Raw genomic sequence first — 25084 nt, 5'->3', positions numbered from 1 at the left:
GAGCCCGGCCAGGACTTCAGGTCCTGTGCCGGGCCAAATCCCGCAGAAGGCCGGGAAGGAGACAGACTGCAATTCAGCGTCCGGTCAGCGCCGCCGCTTCAGGCATGCCGGTGCTTGTTACGCTCCAGGATCGCCAAGCCCTCGGCATCGAGCACCTCCTGCGGCGAGCGGACGCTCGGGCCGAGGATGGGACCCACGACTTCGTGGCCCCAGGTACTGAGCTTCTCGGGGTTGAGCTCGAAACCATCGTGATGCCACGGTTCGAGCTCCGTGATCACTTCGAAGGCAAAGCCGCTCGGGGAGAAGTGGTAGAAGGAGACGTGCGGGTCCTGTGTGTGCTGGCCCAGCGTCATCATCATCGGCAGATTGCGCTGCTTGACGATGTCATAGGTCTCGCCCACGTCGCGCAGCGACTTGACGAACAGCCCGATGTGCTGGATGCCCATCTTGCCGGGCCCGTGCCCATAGGCAATGTCGTGGCTGGTGTAGTTGTTGAGCTTGGTGCGGTAGAAAGCCGTCTTGCCCTTGCCCGCGCCGGCGCCGTAGTAGTGGAAGCCCATGACCTCGGTGAGGAAGTGCTCCAGCTCTGGCGTGAACTCTGGCGTGATCAGCACCACGTGTCCCAGGCCACGTCCATCGGCCACGAAGCCCCCGTGGGGCCGACCGCTCTGGAACGAGCGCGGCATCCATTTCTGGGCGTAGAACAGCTCGTGCTGGTAGCCCACGGGGTCGCGGAAGCGAACAACGGCCTTGACGCCGCGCAGCTCGCACAGCGCGACATCACCTTCGGTGACGTCCACGCCCGCCTCGCGCAGCCGCCGCACTGCGGCTTCGAATTCCAGCTTGCCGCGCGCTTCCCAACCGATGTAGGCCAAGCGCTCCCTCTGGCCGGGATGGAAGGCAAAGCGATGGCGCCGGTCGTCGATCCGGAAGTACAGCGACTCGGGATCGGCCTCGGGCGAGGCACCGACCTGAAAGCCCAGCACCTGCGGACCATAGGTCCGCCACTCCTCGATCCGGGCGCTCTCGAAGCCCAGGTAGCCGATGCCGATGATGTCCACGCTGCTGTGTCTCCTGTTGGGAACGGGGTGCGGGCTCAGCCCTGCACTTCCTCGATGAGGATGGCCTCCGCCGGGCAGGCCGCGGCGCCCTCGCGGGCCTCTTCTTCCATGCCGGCCGGCACCATGTCGGTCTCCAGCACGACAAGGCCGTTCTCGTCGAGCTTGTACAACTGCGGGCACATCTGCGCGCACAGGCCGTAGCCGCAGCAGCGGCTGCGATCGGCCGTGACTCGCAACTGGATAGCCTTGCCGGTGGTGCTCATGTTGTCTCCTTCGTTCGGGCCGCCCACGTTGACGGCGTCCATTGATATGCACATCTTTCCATAAAGTGTGCATTTTTAAACCAGGGTTCTCCCTGATTCGGCACGTCCGTCCAGTGCAAGAAGTCGCAGGGCGTGCGCTCTCCCCGATAGAGGACGGCGCCTTCCAGGCGCGGACGGGTTTTTTCGCATTGGAGAAACTCATCCTAGCCTTAGAATTTGAACGCACTGTCCCGATCATGAAGCTCGAAACCTCATCTTCCTCTTCCGATCCCGCCGAGGCGGCCGACTCCTCGATGTCCTCGTCGTCCACGGGCAAAGGAGCTGGTGCCGGCGTGATCGTCAAGCCGGTGGTCAACGCCGTGCGCATCCTGCGCTACCTGGCGCAGAAGGGCTCACCCGAGCGCGCGAGCGATATCGCCCGGCATCTCTCCATCAACCCCAGCACTTGCTTCAACATCCTGCGCACGCTGGTGGCCGAGGACGTGGTGGATTTCAACGCGCTGTCCAAGACCTACTCGGCGGGGCTGGGGCTGGCGCGCCTGGTGGAGCAGCTCGTCACGCAGGGGCAGCGCGTGCAGATGGCACAGCCCCTCATGCACGAACTGGCGGCGCGCCACAGCGTCACGGTAACGCTGTGGCGCCGCATGGGTGAGGACCGCATCGTCCTGGTGAGTTCCGAGTCCAGCCCGACGGACCTGCGCATCGACATGCCTGCGGGCCAGCGCTTGCCCATTCTCATGGGCGCCAGCGGCCGCCTGTTCGCAAGCCGCATGGGGCTGAGCGAGGAGGCATTGCGCCGGGCCTTCGAAGAGATGCGCTGGGCGCGCCCGCTGTCCTTCGAGACCTACTTGCGCGAGGTCAACCGCGCGCGCCGGCGCGGCTGGGCCATCGATGACGGTTACTTCGCCGCCGGCGTGGTGGCGATCGCCGCGCCCGTGTGCGACCCCAGCGCCAACATGGCGTACACCATCTCTGCCGTGTCGATCCGCGGCCAGCGCGACGAGGCCGAGATCGACGCCCTGGGTGACGCGCTGCGCGACCTCGGCCACCGCCTCGAATCCGTTCTCTACTGAGCCGAGCGCCCCTGCGGCGCTTGGCTTGCCTTTTTCCCAGCTTGCCCGTCCATAGCCGGAGTCCCCTTGCGGGCCTTGGCTGGATTGCCCATGGCCGCACTGATCGTTGCGCGGTCCCTTCCCGCAAACGCAATGCTAGGGTTTGCATATGAACACAATCATTGAAAGTGTCCAATTATTGATCTAGCATTCGGCATCGTTTCCGATCAACCCAGTCGGCGCCCCTGCGCCGGCCTTGTCCGCACGGGAGTACCCGATGAAGCTTGAAGATGTCATCCTCGTCAGCGTCGACGACCACGTGATCGAACCGCCCAATGCGTTCACCCGCCACATGCCGGCCAAGTACAAGGGCCGCGAGCCTCAAGTGGTGCAGAGGAACGGGCGCGACGTCTGGGTGTTCGAGGAGCGCGCCACGGGCTACATGGGCCTGAACTCCGTGGTGGGCCGTCCCAAGGAGGAGTACGGCATGGAGCCCCTGGGCTACGAGCACATGCGCCGCGGCACCTGGGACATCAAGGCACGCGTGGACGACATGAACGCCAACGGCGTGCTGGGCTCGCTGTGCTTCCCCACTTTCCCCGGCTTTGCCGGCCAGCGCTTCCAGAGCTACGAGGACCGCGGCGTCTCGCTGGCGGCCATCCAGGCCTACAACGACTGGCACCTGCACGACTGGTGCAACGCCGCGCCCGGCCGCTTCATCCCGCTGCTAATGGTGCCCTGGTGGGACATGCAGGCCGCTGCCGCCGAAGTCGAGCGCATGGCCAAGCAGGGCGTGCATGCGTTGACGCTGTCGGACAACCCCACCGTGCACGGCTACCCCTCCATCCACAACGACCACTGGGACCCGCTGTGGAAGGCCTGCGCCGACAACGACGTGGTGATCTGCTGCCACATCGGCACGGGTGCCAAGGCAGCGCACGCCTCCGAGGAGTCTCCGATCGACGCCTGGATCACGTCGATGCCGATCTCGATCGCCAACTCGGCGGCCGACTGGATCTGGGCGCCGATGTGGAAGAAGTACCCCAAGCTGCGCATGGCGCTGTCCGAGGGCGGCATCGGCTGGATCCCGTACCTGCTCGAGCGTGCGGACTTCACGCACAGCCACCACCATGCCTGGACGATGTCCAACTTCGGTGACAAGAAGCCCAGCGACATCTTCAACGAGCACGTCATCACCTGCTTCATCGAGGACGCCTTCGGCCTGAAGAACCTGGATTCGATCAACGTCGACAAGGTCACCTGGGAGTGCGACTACCCGCACTCGGATTGCACCTGGCCGCACTCCGCGGATGTGTTCTGGGCCCAGGCCAAGCATTTGTCGCCCGAGATCATCGACAAGATCAGCCACCTCAATGCCATGCGCGAGTTCTCGTACGACCCGTTTGCCATCCTCGGGCGCGAGAACTGCACGGTTGGCGCGCTGCGCGCACAGGCCACGCATGTGAGCATCGAGCCCGCACTGGGCCTGGGCGGCGCCGCGCCGGTGCGCGATCCGAACAAGCCCGTGACCTCCGGCGACATCAACCGCATGTTCGCCTCCGCGGACGCCGGGACCGCGCTCTGAAGCACTGACGCTGTCGCGGCGCGGTGCCGGGCGCCAGCAGCCCGGCACCGCGCCCCACCAGGCAAGAACATGACAGCCATCGCATTCCGACATCACCACATTCCTGCCGAGGCCCAGGCGCTGCGCGAGCAGGTCCGTTCTTTCCTGGCCGAGGCGCTCAAAGAGCGTCCGCCCTTGCGCCGCGCCGACTCCTGGATGGGCGCCGACCCGGCCTTCAGTCGCGAGCTCGGCCGGCGCGGCTGGCTCGGCATGGCGCTGCCCCGCCGCTACGGCGGCCACGAGGCCGGCCCCTGGGCCCGCTACGTGGTGATCGAGGAGCTGCTTGCCGCCGGCGCGCCAGTGTCGGCGCACTGGATCGCCGACCGCCAGAGCGGCCCGCTGATCCTTCGCTACGGCAGCGAGGCCCAGCGCGAGAAGTACCTGCCCGGCATCTGCCGCGGCGAGACGTACTTCTGCATCGGCATGAGCGAGCCCAACTCGGGCTCCGATCTGGCATCGATCCGCACCCGTGCCGTGCGTTCGACCGATGCCAAGGGCGGGTGGGTGCTCAACGGCCAGAAGATCTGGACCACCAACGCCCATTACTCGCAGTACATGATTGCACTCGTGCGCACGGGCGACAAGACAGCCGCCCGCCACGAAGGCATGTCGCAGTTCATCATCGACTTGCAGGCGCCCGGCGTCACTGTGCGGCCCATACGCGACCTGGCCGGCGGCGAGCACTTCAACGAGGTGTTCTTCGACAATGTGCACCTGGACCAGGACACCCTGGTGGGGGCCGAGGGCCAGGGTTGGGAGCAGGTCACGGCCGAGCTCGCCTTCGAGCGCAGCGGGCCGGAGCGCTTCCTCAGCAGCATCGCGCTGCTGCACACGCTCATCGACGCCTGCGGCCGCCGTCCCGACGCCCTGCAGGCCAAGGAAATCGGTCGCCTGGTGGCGCGGCTGGTAGGCCTGCGCCAGATGTCTCTGTCCGTCACGGCCGAACTCGCCGCAGGCGCCAACCCGGCATTGGCAGCCTCCTGCGTCAAGGACCTGGGCACAGCCTTCGAGCAGGAGATTCCGGAACTGGCCCAGGCCGTCCTTGACGAGCCGCCAGTCGTCGGCGGCGGCAGCGACCATGCCCAGGTGCTGGCGGCGTTGATGCAGATGGCGCCATCGTTTTCGCTGCGCGGGGGCACCCGCGAGATCCTGCGCGGCATCATCGCCCGCGGCCTGGGACTGAGGTAGCAGCATGCGTGAACTCTTCGAATCCACCATGGAACGGCTGCTGGCCGACCATGTCACGCCGGAACTGGTCAACTCGTGCGAGGCCGGCCAGTGGCCGCAGGCCCTGTGGTCGCTGCTGGAGGAGTCCGGCTTTGCAGTCGCCGCGGCGCCGGAGGCGCTCGGTGGCGCGGGCGCATCGTGGGAGGACCTGTATCCCGTCGTGCGCGCCTGCGGGCGTCACACCCTGCCCTTGCCGCTGCCCGAGACGTTGCTGGCCAACGCCCTGCTCGGACACTGCGGCCTGGAGGCACGCAACGAGCCTTTGGGTATCGCCGCGCGCTCGACGCTGAAGCTCGAAGGCTCGCGCGTGAGCGGAACGCTGCATGACGTGCCGTGGGGACGCAACGTCCACCATGCCGTGGCCATTGTCGGCGACGCCAATCCCGTGCTGGTCGTGCTCCCGCGCAGCCGTGCCACGTGCACCGAACGTGCCAACGTTGCCGGTGAGCCTCGCGACGAACTGCACTTCGACGCCATTGCACCGGTGGCCAGTGCCGGGCTGCCGCAAGGCCTCAGTGGCGAGGCTCTGTGGCTGGGCGGCGCCATGCTGCGCAGCGCCCAGGCCGCGGGCGCACTGGAAGCCATTCTCCAGATGAGCACCACCTACGCCGGCGAGCGCGTGCAATTCGGCAAGCCTCTGGCCTCGTTCCAGGCCATTCAGCACCAGCTCGCGGTGATGGCACAGCACACCGGCTGCGTGGCCGTGGCTGCCGAGGCGGCCTTTGCCGAAGCCGGCAACTCAACCGAGCTCAACGCCTGGGCCATCGCCGCGGCCAAGGTCTGTGCTGCCGAAGGCACCGGTGTCGCGGCTGGCATGGCGCACACCGTGCACGGTGCCATCGGCTTCACCCATGAGCACGCGCTGCAGCAGGCCACCCGTCGGCTGTGGGGCTGGCGCAGCGAGTTCGGCAACCTTAGCCACTGGGCACAGCGCCTGGGCCGCGCGGTATGCGCTGGCGGCAGTACGTCGCTGTGGCCGGCCGTCACCGCCAACCGCCTGGATCTGACCCTCGGAGAGATCGCATGACCACGACCCCGTTCCTGGCCGTCGAGCGCCAGGGTGCGGTGCTGACCGCCCGGCTCAACAGCCCCGAGACGCGCAATGCGCTCACCGAGCCCGCCCAGATGCACGAGCTCGAGGAGCTGTGCCGCAGCATCCGACGTGACCCTGCCGTCAAGGTGATGGTGCTGACCGGCGAAGGCAGCGCCTTTTGCGCCGGCGGCAACGTCAAGGACATGCGCGACCGCGGCGGCATCTTCGCCGGCAGCCCCTTCGAGGTGCGCGAAAGCTATCGCAACACGATCCAGCGCATCCCGCTGGCCCTGTACGAGCTGGACGTGCCGGTGATCGCTGCCATCAACGGGCCAGCCATCGGCGCCGGGCTGGACCTGGCGTGCATGTGCGACATCCGCATCGCGGCCGACAGCGCCCTGTTCGCCGAGAGCTTCGTGAAGGTCGGCATCGTGCCGGGCGATGGCGGGGCATGGCTGCTGCCCCGCATCGTGGGCATGCCCAGGGCGAGCCTCATGGCCTTCACCGGCGACACGATCAACGCCGCCCGAGCGCTGGAGTGGGGCCTGGTGGCCGAAGTGGTGCCGTGCGAGGCATTGGCGGAGCACGCACAGGCGCTGGCGCAACGCATTGCGGCCAACCCGGCTCACGCGCTGCGCCTGACCAAGCGGCTGCTGCGCGAGGGCCAGCACATGCGCCTGGACTCGCTGCTGGAGCTCTCGGCAGCCTACCAGGCACTGGCGCACCACACCGAGGATCACCTCGAAGCGGTCAACGCCATGCTGCAGCGGCGCCCTGCGCAGTTCACGGGCCGCTGAGCGCCCTACCCCCGATACACAGCCAGACAGACTCACCATGCGACCCGTATTCCGCGAAGACCACGAACAGTTCCGCGAGCAGGCCCGGCGCTTCATCGAGCGCGAGATCGCCCCGAACCTGCACGAATGGGAAAAGGCCGGCATCGTGCCCAAGTCGCTGTGGCGCAAGGCCGGTGACGCCGGCTTGCTGTGCGTGACGGTGCCCGAGGAGTACGGTGGCGCCGGCGGCGACTTCGGGCACTCGGCCGTGATGATCGAGGAGCTCGCGCGCGTGAACGCCACGGCCGTGGGCTTCACGACCCACTCCGAGATCGTCGCGCCGTACATCGTGGCCTACGGCACAGAGGAGCAGAAACAGCGCTGGCTGCCCGGGATGGTCAGCGGCGAGACGGTGGGCGTCATCGCGATGAGCGAGCCCGGCATCGGCAGCGACTTGCGCAGCATGCGCACCACCGCACGCCGCGACGGCGACGACTACATCGTCAATGGCCAGAAGACCTTCATCACCAACGGTGGCAACGCCGACCTGATGGTCACGGCCACCAAGCTCGATCCCGCTGCCAAGGACCTCACGCTGGTGTGCGTGGAGGCTGACCGGCCTGGCTTCTCCAAGGGCCGACTGCTGGAGAAGATCGGTCTCAAGGGCCAGGACACGTCGGAGCTGTTCTTCGACAACGTACGCGTGCCCGTGGCCAACCGGCTCGGAGAGGAAAACAAGGGTTTCGGCTACCTCACGCACCAACTGGCCTGGGAGCGCACCATTATCGGGCTGCGCGCAGCGGCCTCGATCGAGGCGCTGCTGCAGGAAACCATCGACTACACGCGCGACCGCCGCGTCTTTGGCAAGACCGTGTTCGACTTCCAGAACACCAAGTTCAAGCTCGCCGAGTGCAAGGCCCAGGCCACGATGCTGCGCGTGTTTGTTGACGACTGCCTGGCCAAGGCCATGCGCGGCGAGCTCACTCCCGAGGTGGGTGCAATGTGCAAGCTCGTGGGCTCGGAAATGCAGGGCAAGGTGCTCGACGAGCTGCTGCAACTGCACGGCGGCTACGGCTTCATGAGTGAGTACAAGGTCGGCCGTGCCTGGGTCGATGCCCGGGTGGCGCGCATCTACGGCGGCACTTCCGAGATCATGAAGGAAATCATCAGCCGCTCCCTGTGAGCCAGGCGGGTCGCGCCAACGGCCCGCCGACGTACGACCCGCGAGGCCACTTCACCGCGGCGGCCTGTGCCGCGGCCTGAACACGCCTGTGTCTGCAGCTCCGACTCCCGACGAAAACGACCATGCGCCATACCGGCCCCGTGACCGGCTGCGAGTACGTGCTGGAAGAGGGCACGACGCTGGTGTCGACCACTGACCTCAAGAGCCGCATTACCTACGGCAATCCGGCCTTTATACGGGCCAGCGGCTACACGCGCGAGGAGCTGTTGGGCCAGCCACACAACTTGATCCGCCATCCGGACATGCCGTCCGAGGCGTTTCGCGACCTCTGGGCCACCATCCGGGATGGGCGGCCCTGGTCCGGGGTGGTGAAGAACCGCCGCAAGAACGGGGACCACTACTGGGTACTGGCCAACGTGACGCCCGTGATCGAGGACGGCTGCGTGGCAGGCTACCTCTCGGTGCGAAGCAAGCCTTCGCGCGAGCAGGTGGCCGAGGCCGAAGCGCTGTACGCACACATGCGCGAGCAGCCCGGGCGCTATGTGCTGCAACACGGCGAGTTGCATGTCCGCACTGTGCTGGGCCGGCTGCATTCGGCGCTGCGCTGGGGCCTGGGAGCCCGCATTGCGGGGTTGAGCATCGCCAGCTCGCTGGCCTGTAGCGTCCTGGCCGCAACCGGGTTGAACGCGGGCCTGACCCTGGGTGCAACACTTGCCCTGGCCGCCACGACAGCACTGCTGCTGCGACGCATGGCCGTGGCGCCGCTGCAATCGGCCATTGTCACGGCCAACCGCCTGGCCGCCGGCCAACTCGGGCTTGCGAAGGCGGCTGGCGGCGACGACGAGACCGAGCAGCTCATGCGCGCCCTGACACAGCTCGACGTGAGCCTGCAGGCCATTGTCGGCGACGTACGCAGCGAGGTGGACGGCATCCGCACGGCCTCCCAGCAGATCGCCGCGGGCAATGCCGACCTGGGTGCTCGCACCGAGCTGCAGGCCGGCAGCCTGCAGCACACGGCCTCGTCGGTGGAGGAGATCGCCGTCACGCTGCGCCACGGCGCCGAGCATGCCGAGACCGCGCGCGGCCTGGCGCAGGAGGCCGCCGACGCGGCGCGCCAGGGCGGGCAGTCGATGCAGGAGATGGTGCAGCGCATGGGCGAGATCCGCGAGGCCTCGCAGCGCATCGGCGAGATCATCCAGGTCATCGACAGCATCTCGTTCCAGACCAACATCCTGGCGCTCAACGCCGCGGTGGAGGCGGCGCGCGCCGGCGAGGCCGGGCGCGGCTTCGCGGTCGTGGCCGGCGAGGTGCGCGCCCTGGCGGGCAAGACCACCGACGCGGCGCGCGAGATCAAGAACCTCATCGGCGACGCCACCTGGCGCGTGGAAGCCGGCAACGCGCTGGCCGAGGCCACGGGCCGCACCGTGCGCCAGAGCGCGCAGGCGGTGGACCGGGTGTTCGGCCTGATCGCCGACATGAGCCGTGCCGCGCAGGAGCAGGCCCAGGGCGTGGAGCTGGTCAACAAGTCCGTGAGCCAGCTCGACAGCGTCACGCAGCAGAACGCGGCGATGGTGGAGCAGCTCGCCTCGGCGGCGCACTCGCTGGAGCGCCAGGCCGAGGTGGTGGCCGCCTCGGTGCGCATCTTCCGCACCGGGCGCGACGACCCCGCGCCTACCCTGCAGCAGGCCTCCCTGGCCAGCCGGGTGCAGACGCGCAAGGTCCTGCAGGCGGCCTCGGAATCGGCCTCGGTGTGATCCCGGCCTGAACGCCGGCACGCGTGGGCGGCGCCCGGCCGCCCGCGCACCTCAACGGCCGCTGCTCGCGGCCGAATGAGCCAGGGCTTTCCCTCCAGACCCGCACGCGCTTCGGTTCTCACGAAGCCGCCGTCGACCGGCCCCGCCCAAGGCCGCCTCCCCAAGCTGCCGCTTGCCCGGCGCCCCTCGCCCACCGCGATGCCGGCCCGGTTCGCGCCGCTCCCGTGAGGGCCCGGCCGCCATGCCCCACTGTCAGGTGGCAGCAAGGTTCGTGAAAATCACACGGCACGCGTACTTAACCGCCTAATCATCCGGTCGAATACAGGTTTGCATCGAATTTCTGCAATCCTCGCAGTCATAGTCAATGCAACAGAAATGCACGACTTATGTCACGCCGGCTTGAGCAATTGAAAAAACACTGAGCCGCAACCAACGCAACAACTCGACAATCTCTGTCGACACAATAAGAGAGCTCAAAAGCGCAAGGAATTTGTAACTCACCCACCAGGCACGAATAACCGCTGGGAATCCATTCATGGTGATCCCAGGACAGCAGTCCCGGCGCGGTGCGCCGGCATGCGCTCATGCATCATGCGCGCGCTCGCTGCCGAGACGCTCTCCTCCTGCCGGCTGGCTGCTGCACGTGCCAGCCGGGGGAGCGGACCCTGCCTGCCTGTTTGAAATTCATTTTCCAGCCTTTTTCTGGACGCCCATACCGGCGCCGATGAAAAGGCATCAATAAAAAATATAGACGGCGGCACATCTCCGGGCCACCGTCGCGGCGGAGCCATGCTCATTTTCGCCGCCCTCAATCCAATAACCAGGCTCTGGCGCCTCACCATTCATGGCGCCAGACAAACCCCTATTTTCTCCACGGAGAATGCAGTGCGTCGTCCTTCTTTGAATCACGTGTTTCGGGTCGTCTGGAATGCGGCCTCCGGGTCCTGGGTGGCCGTGGCCGAGAACCGCCCGGGCCGGGGCAAATCCTCCAGCCGCGCCGCGGTGGCGGCCGTCGTGCTGGCAGGCCTGGCCGGCATGGGCGCGGCCCAGGCCGGGGGGCTGACGGCCATCGTCGACGGCCAGGGCGGCGGCGGCTGCACGGTCGGCGTCGGCGGCTGTGCCCTGCCCAACAGCAACGCGCTGTTCACCAACTTCTACACCCAGGGCGGCGCCGGCAGCGGCGGCGGCGCGGGCCTGGGCGGCGTCTTCTTCGTCAACAGCGGCGCCTCGCTGTCGCTCAACGACGTCACCTTCGAGCACAACGCCGTCAAGGGCGGCGAAGGCGGCAGCACGCCCGACGTCGCCATCTCCAGCGCCACGGTCTCCCTGACGGAGAAGACGGCCGACGTCACCTCCGTCACGGCCTTCCAGGTCAGCGCCACGGTGAGCAGCAGCAACGGCTCGCTGACGGTCTCGGGCGTGACGCTGAGCAACGCCAACCCGCTGCTCAAGGCAGGCTCGGCCGTCTCGATGGGGGGCGGCACGGCCACCATCGGCACGATCTCGGGCAACACGGTGAGCTTCAGCACCCCGCTGACGGTTGACGCCTCGGCCATCAAGACCCTTTCCGGCGCGACGCTCACCAACGGCACCACCACCATCGGCGTGGCCAACTTCGCCGGCCTGGCCAACTCCGACGTGGCCACCGGCATGAACATCGTGGGCGCCGGCATCCCGCAGGGCACCACCATCACCAGCGTGGCGCGCGACGCGAACAATGCCGTCACCAGCATCACGCTGAGCAAGCCCATCGACCTCTCGGCCACGGGCCAGCCGCTGCAGATGGTGGGCGCGTCGCTCAAGCTGGTGGACCTCACCAGCTTCCAGGCTTCGCAGTTCGCCAGCCTGGGCAACAACCAGATCCGCCTGCCCGCCGCCGGCCTGGGCCTGAGCGTGGGCATGGAGCTCACGGGCACCGGCGTGCCCGAGGGAACCGTCATCACGGCCATCAACGGCGACGTGGTGACGACCAGCAACGCGATCACGGGCATGGGCTTCAAGGGCACGCTGCCCGTGGGCCGTGTGGGCGGCAACACCCTCTAGCTCGTCGGCGTCGACACCCGGCTGACCGTGGGCACCACCATCAGCGGCACCGGCGTCCCCGATGGCACCACCATCACGGCCGTCGACGCACAGACCGGCAAGCTCACGCTGAGCAAGAACCTGACGGAGGTGCCGACCGACGTCTCCACCAAGAGCATCCTCGGCCAGTCCGGCGCCGTGCTGCAGCTGCGCAGCGCCGCGGGCCTGCAGGCCGGCATGGTGCTCGAAGGCGAAGGCATCCCCGCCGGCACGCGCATCGTCAGCGTCTCGGGCAACACGGTGGTGCTCAGCGCCGCGCCGGCGCCCGGCCTCACCAGCTTCACGGCCAGCTCGGCCTTCAACACCGGCGGCTCGCTCAACGGCCTGGCGGCCTCGGGCGCGGTCGGCGCCAACGGCGGCAACGGCACCAACGCCAGCTGGCTGGTGCCCGCCATCACCGACGGCGAGGGCCGCAACGGCACCAACGGCGGCAACGCGCGCAACGGCACCAGTGCAGCCGGCGGCAAGGGCGGCAACGGCGGCAGCGGCGTGCCGCTGAACGCGCAGCTCATCATGTCCGTGGCCAACGCGACCAAGACGGCCGTGGCGGACACCGCCGCGGCCGTGGGCGCCCTGGCCACCTTCCCGCCCAACGGCGTGCTGTCCGCGGCACACGCGGTGGCCGCGGCAGTGGCCTACGTGGACCTGGGCCTGAACATCGCCAACCTCGTGACCTGGAACGTCGGCCTCGCCAATGGCCAAGTGGCCTTCGGCGGCGACGGTGGCCAGGGCGGCAAGGGCGGCAACGGCGCCACCTTCTTCGGCGGCGGCGCCGGTGGCACCGGCGGCGATGGCGGCAATGGCGCCACGGGCCGCACCGACGGCGGTGCCGGCGGCGCGGGCGGCGCGGGCGGCGCGGGCGGCTTCGGCGCGGGCGGCGGCTCCGGCGGCGCCGCGGGCGCCGGCGGCCAGGGCGGCAACTCCCTCGACGGCTCGGCCGGCGCGGGCGGCGCGGCCGGCTTCGGCGGCGGCGTGGGCAGCGACGGCACCGGCTACGGCGGTGGCGGCGGCTCGGGCTACGGCGGCGCGATCTTCGTGCGCAGCGGCGGCACGCTGACCCTCAGCGGCAACGTGCTGTTCCGCGACAACACGGCGCTCGCGGGCTCCAGCAACAACGGCGGCGACTCGGGCCAGGCCGCGGGCGCGGACATCTTCATGATGAAGGGCTCCACCGTGCTGCTGGCACCGGGTGCCGGCCACACGATCCGCGTCGAGGGCGGCATCGCCGACGACAGCAACGCCAGCATCGCCGGCAGCTACGCCCCCGGCGCCGGCGCCGACCTGCACATCGGCGGCGGCGGCCTGGTGCAGCTCGCGGGCACCAACACCTACTCCGGCAAGACCTACATCGAGGGCGCCACCACCGAAGTGACGCTGGGCCAGGGCATCCACCCGACCAGCAGCGTCGTCTTCGCCGGCACCGGCGCCATCGGCAGCCTGGCGCCGCACGCCAACGCGGGCGTGCTGCTGCTCGGCGAGAACGTCACGCAGCGCGCCGGCTCGGTCGTGCCCGGCCAGTTCATGTGGAACGGCGCCGGCGGCTTCGCCTCGGCCCGCAGCGACGGCATCACGCTCGACTTCGGCCGCACCGCCAACGGCGCCAACCAGCTGCTGCAGTGGGGCAGCAGCTACCTCACCAGCGGCTCCACGATGGTGTTCGGCTCCGAGTACGCCCAGGGCACCGTCACGCTCAAGAACAGCGTGAACCTGGCCGGCCTCACCGGCAACGTGGCGGCCTTCCACAACGCGGACCTCGACGCCGCGCACGCCAAGCCCATCGACGGCCTCAATGCCGACGCGGTGTACCTGCGCGGCAACTGGACCAACGGCAGCCTGCGCATCGGCAGCGCCGGCTACGGCGGCGCCGTCTACATGACCGGCCAGAACGCGCTGACGTCGCTGGAAGTCAACAGCGGCCTGGTCAGCACGCTGGCCACCGACAACTCCGGCATCGGCCGGCTGATGCGCACCACGGGGCCGAGCAGCATCGCCGTCAACGGCGGCGCGCTGATCCTGGGCGGCGCCGAGCAGGCCACGGCGGTCAGCGTCGCCGCGACGGGCCGGCTCGTCGCCATGGACGCCCTGAGCACCAACACGGTGGTCAACAGCGGCGCCACGTCGTTCCTGGGCGCCACCAGCGTCGGCAGCACCCTGCTCAACCGCAGCGGCGCCGGCCTCAACGTCTCGGGGGCCACCACCGCCGGCGCCATCGTCAACGAGGCCGGCGCACTGGTGCTGCAGCGGGAGGCCGTGCAGGCCGGCAGCGTCCTCAACCAGGGCGACTGGGCCGTCGACGGCGTGCGCACGCTCACGACCGGCACCCTGGCCGGCCAGGGCAGCTTTGCCATGGCCCAGGCCAGCGACGCCCTCACCGTCGACCAGAGCGGCGCATCCGTCTTCGCCGGCCAGTTCACCGGCGCGGGCAGCCTCACCAAGGCCGGCGCGGGCACCCTGGGCCTCACCGGCGCCAGCACCCACACCGGCGGTACCACCGTCGCGGCGGGCACGCTCGACACCACCGGCGGCGGCACCCTGGCCGATACCGGCAGCGTCACCGTCAACGCCGGTGCCACCCTCATCGCCGGCACCGAGGACACCATCGGCACGCTGTCCAACGCCGGCACGGCCCACGTCACCGCCGCGCTCGCCAGCACCGGCGACGTGAGCAACAGCGGCCTGATGAACCTGGGCGCCACCGTCTCGGCGGCGGGCGTGCTGGGCAACGCCAGCGGCGCCGTGCTCAACCAGGGCGCCGACGTCAGCGCCGGCTCGGTGAGCAACAGCGGCCAGCTCAACGTGCTGGGCGCGCGCACCATCACCGCCACCAGCGGCGGCTTCGGCGGCGAGGCCAGCGGCCTCGTGTCGGTGGCCGGCGCGGAAGACCACCTCGTCATCGACCAGGCCGGCGACTCCAGCTACGCCGGCCGCATCGACGGCCAGGGCACGCTGCGCAAGACCGGCGCCGGCACGCTGGGCCTCACCGGCGCCAACGGCTTCACCGGCGGCCTGACCGTCGCGGCCGGCACCGTGGACACCACCGGCGGCGGCACCCTGGCCGACACCGGCAGCGTGACCATCCATGCCGGCGCCGCCTTCGTCGCCGGCACGGCCGACACCGTCGGCACGGTGGACAACGCCGGCACGCTGAGCGTCAACGCGGCCCAGGCCGTGGCCTCGCTGTCCAACACGGGCACCGTCCACGTCAACGCCGCCCTCACCAGCGCCGGCACGGTGGACAACGCCGCCACCGGCGTGATGAACCTCGCGGCCGACGTCACCGCCGCCGCCACGGTGACCAACCTGGGGCAGCTCAACGTCAGCGGCCAGCGCACCATCGACAGCGCCGGCTTCCAGGGCAGCGGCCACGCCGCCATGCTCCAGGACGCCAACCTCACGGTGAAGCAGGACGCCGACTCGGTCTACTCGGGCGTCATCTCCGGCGCGGGCGCGCTGTCCAAGACCGGCAGCGGCACCCTGAACCTCACCGGCGCCAACACCTACACCGGCGGCACCCACGTGCTGGCCGGCACGGTGGACACCACCGGCGGCGGCACCCTGGCCGACACCGGCGCGGTGAACGTCGCCGCAGGCGCCACCTTCGTCGCCGGCACCGCCGACACCATCGGCGCCGTGGCCAACGCCGGCACCCTGCGCGTCAACGCGGCGCAGACCGTGGCGTCCCTGGCCAACGCCGCCACCGGCACGGCCCACCTCGACGCCGCCGTGACCAGCACGGGCGACGTGGCCAATGCCGGCACGGTCCACCTCAACGCCAACCTCACCAGCGGCGGCACGGTGGCCAACACCGCGGGCGGCGTGCTCAACCAGGCTGCCGACATCACGGCCCTGGCCGTGGCCAACGACGGCACCATCGACGTCAGCGGCCAGCGCACCATCGCCACCCTGGGCTTCGGCGGCACCGACAGCGGCCGCGTGCTGCTGGCCGGCACGACCGACCGGCTGACCATCGACCAGCTCGGCAGCTCGACCTACGCCGGCCAGTTCAACGGCCAGGGCGCCCTGGTCAAGAGCGGCGCGGGCACCCTGCAGCTCACCGGCGCCAACGGCTTCACCGGTGGCCTGAGCGTGAACGCGGGCACCGTGGACACCACCGGCGGCGGCACCCTGGCCGACATCGGCGCGGTGACCGTGGCCGCGGGCGCGTCCTTCGTCGCCGGCACCGCCGACACCATCGGCGCCGTGAGCAACAGCGGCAACCTGGTCGTCAACGCGGCACAAACCGTCGCCACGCTGAGCAACCAGGCCGGCGGCGTCAGCAGCCTCAACGCCCGGCTCACCAGCGCCGGCACGGTGGACAACGCCGAGGGCGGCGTGATCCACCAGGCGGCCGACATCGTCGCGGCCTCGACCGTGACCAACCAGGGCCAGCTCGACGTCAGCGGCCAGCGCACCATCGACAGCGCCGGCTTCCAGGGCTCGGGCAGCGTCGCCATCGACGCGGGCTCGCGCCTGACGGTGCAGCAGACGGCCGACTCCACCTACGCCGGCGTGATCTCCGGCGCGGGCGCGCTGTCCAAGACGCAGACCGGCACGCTGACCCTCACCGGCGCCAACACCTTCCTGGGCGGCACCACCGTCCGGGCCGGCACGCTCGACACCACCGGCGGCGGCACCCTGGCCGACACCGGCAGCGTGAGCATCGACGCGGGCGCCGCCTTCCGCGCCGGCACGGCCGACACCATCGGCGCCGTCGCCAACAGCGGCAGCCTCGTGGTCAACGCCGCGCAGAACGTCGCCTCGCTGGCCAACCAGGCCGGCGGCACGGCGCTGCTCAACGCCCGGCTCGACAGCGCCGGCGCGGTGGTCAACGCCAACGGCGGCGTGATCCGCCAGGCGGCCGACGTCACGGCCGCCGGCGTGGGCAACAGCGGCACGCTCAACGTGGTGGGCCAGCGCAGCATCGCCACGGCCGGCTTCGCCGGCGAGGCCAGCGGCCGCGTCGTGCTCGATGCCGCGGGCGACCGGCTCACGCTGAACCAGTCGGGCAACTCGACCTACGCCGGCCAGATCAGCGGCCAGGGCAGCTTTGCCAAGACCGGCGCGGGCACGCTCACGCTCTCCGGCGCCAGCAGCCACACCGGCGCGATGTCGGTCCAGGCCGGCACCGTGGTGCTCTCGGGCAGCACGGCCAGCCGCGACGTGACGGTGGCCGCCGGCGCGCAGCTGGCCGTCACCCAGGGCGGCCTGGCGTCCAACGCCACGCTGAGCAACGCCGGCACGCTGAACCTGGCCTCCGACGACACCGTCGCGGCCTTCGTCAACAGCGGCACCGTGGGCGGCAGCGGCAAGCTCACCGCGACCACCTACGCGCTCAATGACGGCAGCGTCGTCAACGCCAAGCTCGGCGCCGGCACGCTGACCACCCAGGGCAAGGTGCTGCTCAACGGCACCAGCGACGCGGGCACGGTCAAGGTCGCCAACAACAGCACGCTCACGCTGGGCGGGCCGCAGCGCCTGTCGCTGCAGGCGGCCGTGACGGTGGACGGCAAGCTGGTGCTGGCCAACGGCGACCAGACCATCCGCACGCTCGACGGCAACGGCCGCGTGGACATGAACGCCTACCACCTGGTGGTCAGCAACGGCGGCCAGTTCAGCGGCGTGCTCAACAGCACCCAGGGCTCCAGCCTGGCCACCGACGGCGGCAGCCTGCGCCTGAGCGGCGCCAGCAACGTCAACACCCAGACCCTGCAGCTGAGCAACGGCAGCTCCATGACGCTGGACGCCGGCGCCAAGCTCAGCACCGGCGCAGCCGTGGTGGACTCGGGCAGCACGCTGCACGTGACGGACTCGCAGAACCTGCAGTACGCGACGCTGGGCGGCGGCGGCACGGTGGACGCCGCATCGTTCAGCAACGCCGCGGGCGCCAAGGTCGGCGGCTCGCTGACCTTCACCGGCGACTTCAGCAACCAGGGCACGCTTGCTCCGGGCTACTCGCCCGGCACGGTGACGATCCTGGGCAGCTACACCGAGAACAGCGTGCTGGAGCTGGAGCTGGCCGGCACCACCCCCGGCACGCAGCACGACCAGGTGCGCGTGGGCGGCACCGTCACGGCGGCGCCGGGTGCGGTGCTCACGTTCCGCACCTGGAACGGCGTCGCGCCGGTCCTGGGCAACGTGTACCAGGTGATCGCCGACACCAACGGCAACGCCAAGCGCGTCAACGGCAGCTTCGCCGACGTGCTGTTCGACGCCGACGGCGTCGACGGTGCCGGCGTGGCCGCGCGCAACGCCGCCGTCGTGTTCGACGTCGCCACCGGCCAGGCCATCGCCACGGGGCTCAATGCCGCGGGCAGCACCTTCGCCGACCTGGGCCGTACCCAGAGCCAGCGCGACGCGGCGCAGGCGCTGTTCGCCCGTGCCACCTCGCAGGCGGGCGTCAACCAGATCGACACCGCCGCCGGTGGCGCCCAGAACGTCGGCCGCAACGCCGCCGAGGTGCTCACCACCCGCGACGGCATCGCCAAGATGACGCCCGAGTACTACGGCGCCATGGCCGACTACGGCTTCAGCGCCGCGACGTCGATGTCGCGCCTGCTGGTCAAGCGCGCCGCCGCCGAGTTCGGCGAGGGAGTGCGCGGCCGCGGCCAGTTCTTCGCCTCGGCCCAGACCGACAGCGTGCGCCAGGCCGACGCGGCCAAGCTGCACCGCAACGAGATGCTCATCGGCACCGAGTTCGCGCTCAACCGCTCGGTGGAGATCGGCGGCGTGCTGGCCAGCAGCAACGGCGGCCTCAGCGGCGACCACGGCAGCGGCACCGTCAAGGGCGAGGCCTTCCGGCTCTACGCCAAGGGCCGCGTGACCGACAAGCTGGCCGTGCTGGGCGGCATCGGCCACGGCAGCTACCGCTACAAGCTCAAGCGCGACGCGGTGTCCGGCGAGGCCACGGGCGAGACCCGCGGCAGCGCCAACAGCGTCAGCCTGGGCCTGGCCTGGGACGCGTACCGGACCAGCGGCTTCGCCGTGACGCCCTACGCCAACCTGGACCACGGCCGCTTCAGCAGCGACGGCTTCACCGAGGCCGGCTCCAGCCACAGCCTGGTGCTGGGTGACTACAGCACCAGCCGCACCACGCTGACGCTGGGCAGCGCCTTCGAGTGGCAGCACGTGGTGGCGGGCAAGCCCTTCACGCTGGCCGCGCACGCTGCGCTGCAGAGCGTGCTGGGCGAAGGCAACCGCGTGCAGACGGCCAGCCTGGGCATCGACAACGCGGTGCAGTTCCCGCTGACCTACGACAGCCGCAAGCGCACGCTGGCCCTGTTCGGCGTGGGCGGCACGGTCCGCCTGAGCGAAGCCGTGACGGCCAGCGCCAGCCTCGACAGCGCGCTGTCGGGCTACAAGGACGGCAGCGCCAGGGTCCAGCTCAACGTGGCCTTCTGAGCCCGGGCGGCCGGCCGGTCCCGCGGGGCCGGGCCGGCCCGGCCCTGAAACAAGACGGCGGTGGCGCTCGCGTGCCACCGCCGTTTTTCATTCCGGGGCGAAAGGCATGGTGCCCTCGCCTGCCCGCGCCGGGTCAGCCGCCGCCGCGCTGCGTGTACAGGTCGAAGCGGTGCATGAAGCGCAGCCGCGCCGCCTCGTCCACCCCTTCGAAGGCGAAGCGCAGCCGCAGCCGCGGCACGCACAGCAGCGCGATGCGCCGCGGCGGCAGCGCCTCCCAGCGCAGGCTCAGCCGCCCGCCCGCGTCGAGCGCGATGTCCGCGCCGTCGGCGCGCTGCAGCACCGTGTGCGGCGCGGCGGCGCCGGGAAGCCAGTGCACCAGCTCGGCGGCGGTGCAGCCCATCTCCCGCTCGAACTCGGCGGGGCACTGCAGCAACTGCACGGGCTTCAGCCGCCGGCGATCGGAGGCCAGATGGCCAGCACGTCGCCTTCGACCAGCGCGCGCGTGGCGCGCGCCTCGGGCGGCACGAAGCTGCCGTTGACCAGCACCAGGTGCACCAGCTTCATCGGCAGGCCGTAGGGTTCCACGGCCTGCGCGATGGTGCTGCCCTCGGGCAGGTCGAGCTGCACCGCGTTGCCGCTGCGCGCCTCGGGCGGCAGGTACTCGGTGAGACTGGCGTAGAGCTTGAAAGTGATGCGCATGGGTCGTGATGTTGCCCGCGGCCTTGGCGTCCCCGCGCTCAGTACGGCTGCTGCTTGCCCAGCCCGCGGGCCTCTTGCGCCTGGGCGCAGGCCAGGTAGGCGGGCATCAGCTGCGTGGGGTCGTCGATCAGGCGCTGCTTCCACTCGGGCGTGAGCTTGACCTGGCCTTCGACCAGGCCGCGCATGGCGCCCACGTGCTGCGTCCAGCCCACGCTGTTGCAGCCCACGAGCAGATCGCCGTCGAACTGCAGGCTCAGCGCCTTGCCGGCGTCCTGGTCCACGAGCTCGGCGCTCTGGCCGCCGGGCACGCCCTGCCAGTTGCCGAAGCTGGTGGAGATCAGCCCGAGCGTGTCGAGCACGTTGATCTGCGTGACGCCGTTGAGCACCGCGCGCTGGCCCACCATGTTCAGCGCCGCCACGCGCGCCTGCTCCGCCGCGTTGGGCTGGATGGCGCTGACGATGGTGCGTCCGCTGACGATGTCGAAGGCCTCGGCGCAGTCGCCCGCGGCATAGACGCCGGGAACGCTGGTCTGCAGGTGCTCGTCGGTGAGCACGCCCTGCAGGCAGCGCACGCCGCTGCCCCACAGGAAGCCGATGTTGGGCCGCACGCCGGTGGCGCTGATGACCAGGTCCGCCTCCAGCACCTCGCCGTTGGACAGTTTCACGCGCAACCCGTTGCCCGCGGTCTCGATGGCCTGCACGCGCGCGCCGGTGTGCACGTCCACGCCCTTGGACTGCACCCACTCGCGGATCATGCCGCCGGCGGTGGGGCCCATCATGCGCGGCACCATGCGGTCGCCGGTCTCCACCACGCTGAGCTTCACGCCGCGCAGCGCCAGGGCTTCCATGATGATGCAGCCGATGAAGCCCGCGCCCACCTGCACCACGCGCGCGCCGGGCTGGGCCCGCGCGGCGATGGCGCGCGCATCGTCCAGCGTCCAGCAGGTGTGCACGCCGGGGCTGTTGATGCCGGGAATGGGCGGCTGCACCGGGCTGGAGCCGGTGGCGATGAGCAGCCGGTCGTATTCGACCTCGCTGTCGTCGCTGAAGAAGACCTTGCGCGCCTTGGTGTCCACGGCCAGCGCGCGCACGCCGCGCTTGAGGTCGATGCGCAGCCGCTCGTAGTGGTCAGGGCTGTGGCGCAGGTGCGTGCCGGGCTCGCCGACGCGCCCGACCAGCAGGTACGGAATCGCCATGCGCGAGTACGGCGGCTCGACCTCGTCGCCGACGACGAGGATGCGGTCCCGCGGCGCGTGCTTGCGGAGGGTCTCGGCCGCGATGACGCCGGCCGGACCGGCGCCGAGGATCAGGTGAGTCAACATGGAAGCAGCTCCAAGAAAAGAGGCGGTCCGCGACCGCCTCCATGCCGTTTACTTCAGCGGTACCGCGGGCCTTAGAGGCCCAGGCGCTCCCGGGTGTCGGGCTTGAGGCGGCCCTCGGCGTCCCAGCCGCGGATCTCGTAGTACTTGGGCAGCATCTCGGGCAGCTTGTTGACCAGGCCCTTGGCCGGGCCGGTCTTGGCCGGCTCGGTCAGCAGCCGCTTGGGCAGCGTGTCGTCCTTGGCGGTGAAGCCGGCGCGGTTGTTGAAGTCGCGCTCCATGTTCCAGATGCGCTCGCCGATCTCGTTCATCTTCTCCAGCGTGAACTCCTCGCCGCAGGCGGCCGCGACCTGCGGCTGCACGTCGGCCAGCGTCCAGGCGAAGCTGGTGAAGATGCAGATGCCCGCGGCGTCGAAGGCGGCGGTGGCGTCCTGGAAGGCCTTGACCAGCTCGGGCTTGCCCTCGGCGGTCAGCGGATCGGTCTTGACCGGGATGCCCAGCACTTCCGAAGCCACGGTGTACGAGCGCAGGTGGCACGCGCCGCGGTTGCTGGTGGCGTAGGTCAGGCCCATGCCCTGGATGCCGCGGCTGTCGTAGGCCGGAAACTCCTGGCCCTTGACGCTCATGCTCAGGTCGGGATGGCCGTACTTGGCGGTCAGGCGCGCCGAGCCCAGGCCGATCTCCTTGCCGAAGCCCTCGCCCTTGGCCGTCATCTCGGCGAGCTCGCACAGCGCCTTGGCCGAGCCGAAGGGGGCCTGCGTGCCGATCTGCTCGGCGGTGAGCACGCCCATCTCGTACAGCTCCATCACCGCGCCGATGGTGGCGCCGAAGCTGATCGGGTCCATGCCCTGCTCGTTGCACAGCAGGTTGGCGTACTGCAGCGCTTCCAGGTCGTTGACGCCGTTGGCCGCGCCCAGGGCCCAGGCCGCCTCGTACTCCAGGCCGCCGGAGGCGCCCCAGTACTGCGGCTTGTTCTGCACCGAGAAGTGCGTCTCGTCCATCTTGGAGATGCGCCCGCACGCGATGGTGCAGCCGAAGCAGGCCTGGTTGGTCACCAGGTGCTTCTTGCCGTCGGTGGCGCGCGGGGCGGCCATGGCCTCGGCCGAGATGTCCTTGGCGCCGTCGAACTGCACGTCGCGGTGGTTGCGCGTGGGCAGCGCGCCGATCTCGTTGATGACGTTCATCAGCACCTGCGTGCCGTAGGTCGGCAGGCCCTGGCCCGTCACGGCGTTGTCGGCCAGCACCTGCTTCTTCTCGAAGGTGACCTTCATGAACTCCTTGGGGTTGGCCACGTTGCCCACGCCCAGGGTGCCGCGCACGGCCACGGCCTTGAGGTTCTTGCTGCCCATCACGGCGCCCACGCCCGAGCGGCCGGCGGCGCGGTGCAGGTCGTTGACGATGGCGGAGAACAGCACCTTGTTCTCGCCGGCCAGGCCGATGGTGCTGATGCGCAGCAGCGGGTCCTGGTGCAGCTTCTTGAGCGTCTCCTCGGTTTCCCAGACGCTGTGGCCCCACAGGTGGCTGGCGTCGCGCAGCTCGGCCTTGTCGTTCTCGACGTAGAGGTACACGGGCTTCGGGGACGCGCCCTCGAAGATGATCATGTCCCAGCCCGCGAACTTCAGCTCCGAGCCCCAGTAGCCGCCGGAGTTGGAACAGGCGATGGTGCCGGTCAGCGGGCCCTTGGTGATGACGGTGTAGCGCCCGCCGGTGGAGGCCATGGTGCCGGTCAGCGGACCGGTGGCCCAGATGATCTTGTTCTCGGCCGACAGCGGGTCGACCTTGGCATCGACTTCCTCGACGAAGTACTTGGTGCCCAGACCACGCGAGCCGAGATACTCGCGCGTCCATTTCATGTTCAGCGGCTCGGACTTGACGGTGCCGTCCGTGAGGTTGACGCGAAGGATTTTTCCTGCCCAGGACATGTGCTGCTCCTCAGATCTGTGGTGTCAGGCGGCGGCCGCCGGGGTGCCGAGCTTCTCGGCCCAGGCGGCCATCTTCCCGAGGCCGGTCCAGTTGGCGTCCACGTAGGTGATGGCGCCGGTGGGGCAGGCGGTGGCGCAGGCCGGGTCGCCGCCGCAGAGGTCGCACTTCTGGACCTTGCCCGTCTCCTGCACGTAGTTGATGGTGCCGAAGGGGCAGCTGATGGTGCACACCTTGCAGCCCACGCAGGTCGTCTCGTTGACGACCTTGGCGCCGGTCAGCGCGTTGATGGTGATGGCCTCCACCGGGCAGGCGTGCAGGCACCAGGCCTCGTCGCACTGCGTGCAGGTGTAGGGCACCTTGCGGCCGGTGTGATGGAAATCGAACACCTTGATGCGCGACTTGGCCGGCGCGAAGGTGGCGTAGTTCTCGAAGCTGCACGCCATCTCGCACTGGAGACAGCCGGTGCACTTGTCCGGGTTGATGTGAAGCGACTTCTGCATGGCTTTTCCCTTCATTCGGACCCCGTTCCCCGGCGCGCCGGCGCCATCCCCGCGGTCCCTATGCACTGCACTGCCTATGTTCGAGGCCAAAAAAATCGTCCGGCCTGCGGCGCGCCAAGGAAAGCGCGCCTGCCGGACGCCAGGGTCCGTGGACCCCTATGCACTTGCATACCTATGTTGATTGCGCAAGAGGCCCACGCCTACATGGGTGAAACCCCAGAAAGCGCAGGCCTATTGCTCCAAATTGCTACACGGGCCGCCAGCTGACGTTGTGCCGGTCGAACATCGCCGCCAGACGGCCGTCCTTGGCGATGTCGTTGAGGGCGCCCTGCAGCGCCTGCGCGAGCTCGGTGGCGTCCTTCTTCACCGCCATGCCCACGGCCCAGCCCTCGCGCGGCGCGCGCGGGCTCGGCAGCGGCTCGATGGCGATGCCGCTCTGGCCGCGCAGCACGCTCTGCAGCTCGGACAGGTTGCCAGCGGCCACCGGCACCTCGCCGTTCTTGAGCGCCTGGGCGGCCAGCACGCCGTCCTTGAAGGTCGTCACCAGCTGCTCGCGGTAGGCGCCGCCGTCGGCGCCGATGAGCAGCCAGCCCGCCAGCGACAGCCCCGGCACCGCCACGCGCGCCTTGCCCAGCTGCGACAGGCTCTCCAGCGTGGGCACCGCATCCAGCCGGCGGGCCACGGCCACGCGCTCGCGCCAGTAGGGGCCGAAGATGCTGACCTGCGGGTTCTCCTGCATCAGCGGCCGGTCCACCGGCACGTGCAGCAGCACGTCGGCGGGGCCGTAGCCCAGGTAGTGGCCCTTCCAGACCATGTTGCGCAGGTCGTCGTTCATGGCCTCGCCGGCCGGGAACGGCAGCACCGACAGCTTCACGTTCAGCGCCTGCGCCAGCGCGCCGGCGAGCTCGACGTCGATGCCCTTGCCCTGGTCGTGGAACGGCGGGAACTCGTTGTAGAGCGCCACGGTCAGCGAGCCGCGCTCCTTGATCTTCTCCAGCGGCGTGGCCGACAGCGGCAGCGGCAGCCCCAGCGCCGCGGCGCCGGCGCCGGCCAGCGCGCCCAGCATCGAGCGGCGCTTCATGGTGATGGGCGGGCGGCCCATCAGAGCGGCCTCTCGCGGCGGGTTTCCAGGTAGGACTTGATCGACCAGATCGCTTCCTGGTTCAGCGTACCCTCGAACGGCGGCATGT

At 69.9% G+C, this 25084-nt stretch carries 17 protein-coding genes and 1 pseudogene; 9 read left to right on the top strand and 9 right to left on the bottom strand.

The features are described from left to right. Positions 1-98: 98 nt before the first annotated feature. Entirely contained in the window at positions 99-1061 is a 963-nt protein-coding gene (locus H537_RS0129535) for a VOC family protein (protein ID WP_029000746.1), read from the bottom strand. 35 nt (positions 1062-1096) lie between these two features. Further along, positions 1097-1324 carry a ferredoxin gene (locus H537_RS0129530; protein WP_043460676.1) on the bottom strand — a complete coding sequence of 76 codons (228 nt, stop codon included), beginning with the start codon at positions 1322-1324 and terminating at the stop codon, positions 1097-1099. 236 nt (positions 1325-1560) lie between these two features. Between H537_RS0129530 and H537_RS0129525 the strand changes: the two genes are divergently transcribed. The 9 genes from H537_RS0129525 (at position 1561) to H537_RS0129485 (ending at position 19453) form a co-directional block, all read left to right on the top strand. After that, positions 1561-2397 (top strand): IclR family transcriptional regulator, encoded by an 837-nt coding sequence (locus H537_RS0129525; RefSeq protein ID WP_211235105.1) that lies wholly within the window; start codon positions 1561-1563, stop codon positions 2395-2397. Positions 2398-2653: 256 nt separating this feature from the next. Further along, a complete protein-coding gene (locus H537_RS0129520) occupies positions 2654-3961 on the top strand; it encodes an amidohydrolase family protein (protein ID WP_029000743.1) in 1308 nt (435 codons plus the stop codon). Between the two features lie 69 nt (positions 3962-4030). Further along, a complete protein-coding gene (locus tag H537_RS0129515) occupies positions 4031-5188 on the top strand; it encodes an acyl-CoA dehydrogenase family protein (protein ID WP_029000742.1) in 1158 nt (385 codons plus the stop codon). Positions 5189-5192: 4 nt separating this feature from the next. After that, the gene (locus tag H537_RS0129510) at positions 5193-6254 is read left to right on the top strand and encodes an acyl-CoA dehydrogenase family protein (protein WP_029000741.1); all 1062 of its coding nucleotides are present in this window, start codon (positions 5193-5195) and stop codon (positions 6252-6254) included. Further along, positions 6251-7057, top strand: coding sequence for a crotonase/enoyl-CoA hydratase family protein (locus tag H537_RS0129505; protein ID WP_029000740.1), 807 nt, complete (start codon positions 6251-6253; stop codon positions 7055-7057). The genes H537_RS0129510 and H537_RS0129505 overlap by 4 nt, the downstream gene beginning before the upstream one ends. Positions 7058-7094: 37 nt before the next feature. Further along, complete coding sequence (locus tag H537_RS0129500) at positions 7095-8219, top strand: acyl-CoA dehydrogenase family protein (RefSeq protein WP_029000739.1); 1125 nt, start codon at positions 7095-7097, stop codon at positions 8217-8219. A 122-nt stretch (positions 8220-8341) separates the two neighbouring features. Then, on the top strand, positions 8342-9973 hold the full coding sequence (locus tag H537_RS0129495; protein WP_029000738.1) for a methyl-accepting chemotaxis protein: 1632 nt from the start codon (positions 8342-8344) through the stop codon (positions 9971-9973). An 885-nt stretch (positions 9974-10858) separates the two neighbouring features. Next, the gene (locus H537_RS0129490; protein ID WP_169517113.1) at positions 10859-12016 is read left to right on the top strand and encodes an ESPR domain-containing protein; all 1158 of its coding nucleotides are present in this window, start codon (positions 10859-10861) and stop codon (positions 12014-12016) included. Positions 12017-12043: 27 nt separating this feature from the next. Then, positions 12044-19453: an autotransporter-associated beta strand repeat-containing protein gene (locus H537_RS0129485; RefSeq protein ID WP_029000736.1), complete on the top strand. Its 7410-nt coding sequence runs from the start codon at positions 12044-12046 to the stop codon at positions 19451-19453. A gap of 133 nt (positions 19454-19586) precedes the next feature. On the opposite strand, the gene H537_RS0129480 is transcribed toward H537_RS0129485, so the two are convergent. The 7 genes and pseudogenes from H537_RS0129480 to H537_RS57100 all read right to left on the bottom strand — a co-directional run. Continuing rightward, positions 19587-19892 (bottom strand): hypothetical protein, encoded by a 306-nt coding sequence (locus H537_RS0129480; RefSeq protein ID WP_238446847.1) that lies wholly within the window; start codon positions 19890-19892, stop codon positions 19587-19589. A 5-nt stretch (positions 19893-19897) separates the two neighbouring features. After that, positions 19898-20152, bottom strand: a complete 255-nt coding sequence (gene thiS / locus H537_RS0129475) for a sulfur carrier protein ThiS (protein WP_029000734.1) — start codon at positions 20150-20152, stop codon at positions 19898-19900. A 38-nt stretch (positions 20153-20190) separates the two neighbouring features. Continuing rightward, positions 20191-21474 (bottom strand): NAD(P)/FAD-dependent oxidoreductase, encoded by a 1284-nt coding sequence (locus tag H537_RS0129470; protein WP_029000733.1) that lies wholly within the window; start codon positions 21472-21474, stop codon positions 20191-20193. Between the two features lie 71 nt (positions 21475-21545). Beyond that, complete coding sequence (locus tag H537_RS0129465; protein ID WP_029000732.1) at positions 21546-23393, bottom strand: aldehyde ferredoxin oxidoreductase family protein; 1848 nt, start codon at positions 23391-23393, stop codon at positions 21546-21548. Between the two features lie 24 nt (positions 23394-23417). Continuing rightward, positions 23418-23894, bottom strand: a complete 477-nt coding sequence (locus tag H537_RS0129460; protein ID WP_029000731.1) for a 4Fe-4S dicluster domain-containing protein — start codon at positions 23892-23894, stop codon at positions 23418-23420. Positions 23895-24141: 247 nt separating this feature from the next. After that, positions 24142-24996, bottom strand: coding sequence for a substrate-binding periplasmic protein (locus H537_RS57105; protein WP_156902016.1), 855 nt, complete (start codon positions 24994-24996; stop codon positions 24142-24144). Next, a pseudogene (locus H537_RS57100) lies at positions 24996-25084 on the bottom strand (cytochrome c-550 PedF); the annotation flags it as partial. The gene H537_RS57105 and the pseudogene H537_RS57100, both read right to left, overlap by 1 nt.

The organism is Azohydromonas australica DSM 1124 (assembly GCF_000430725.1).
Lineage (GTDB): Bacteria > Pseudomonadota > Gammaproteobacteria > Burkholderiales > Burkholderiaceae_C > Azohydromonas > Azohydromonas australica.
Note: the sequence above shows the minus strand (reverse complement) of the source record. Positions and strands in the feature narration are given on the sequence as shown.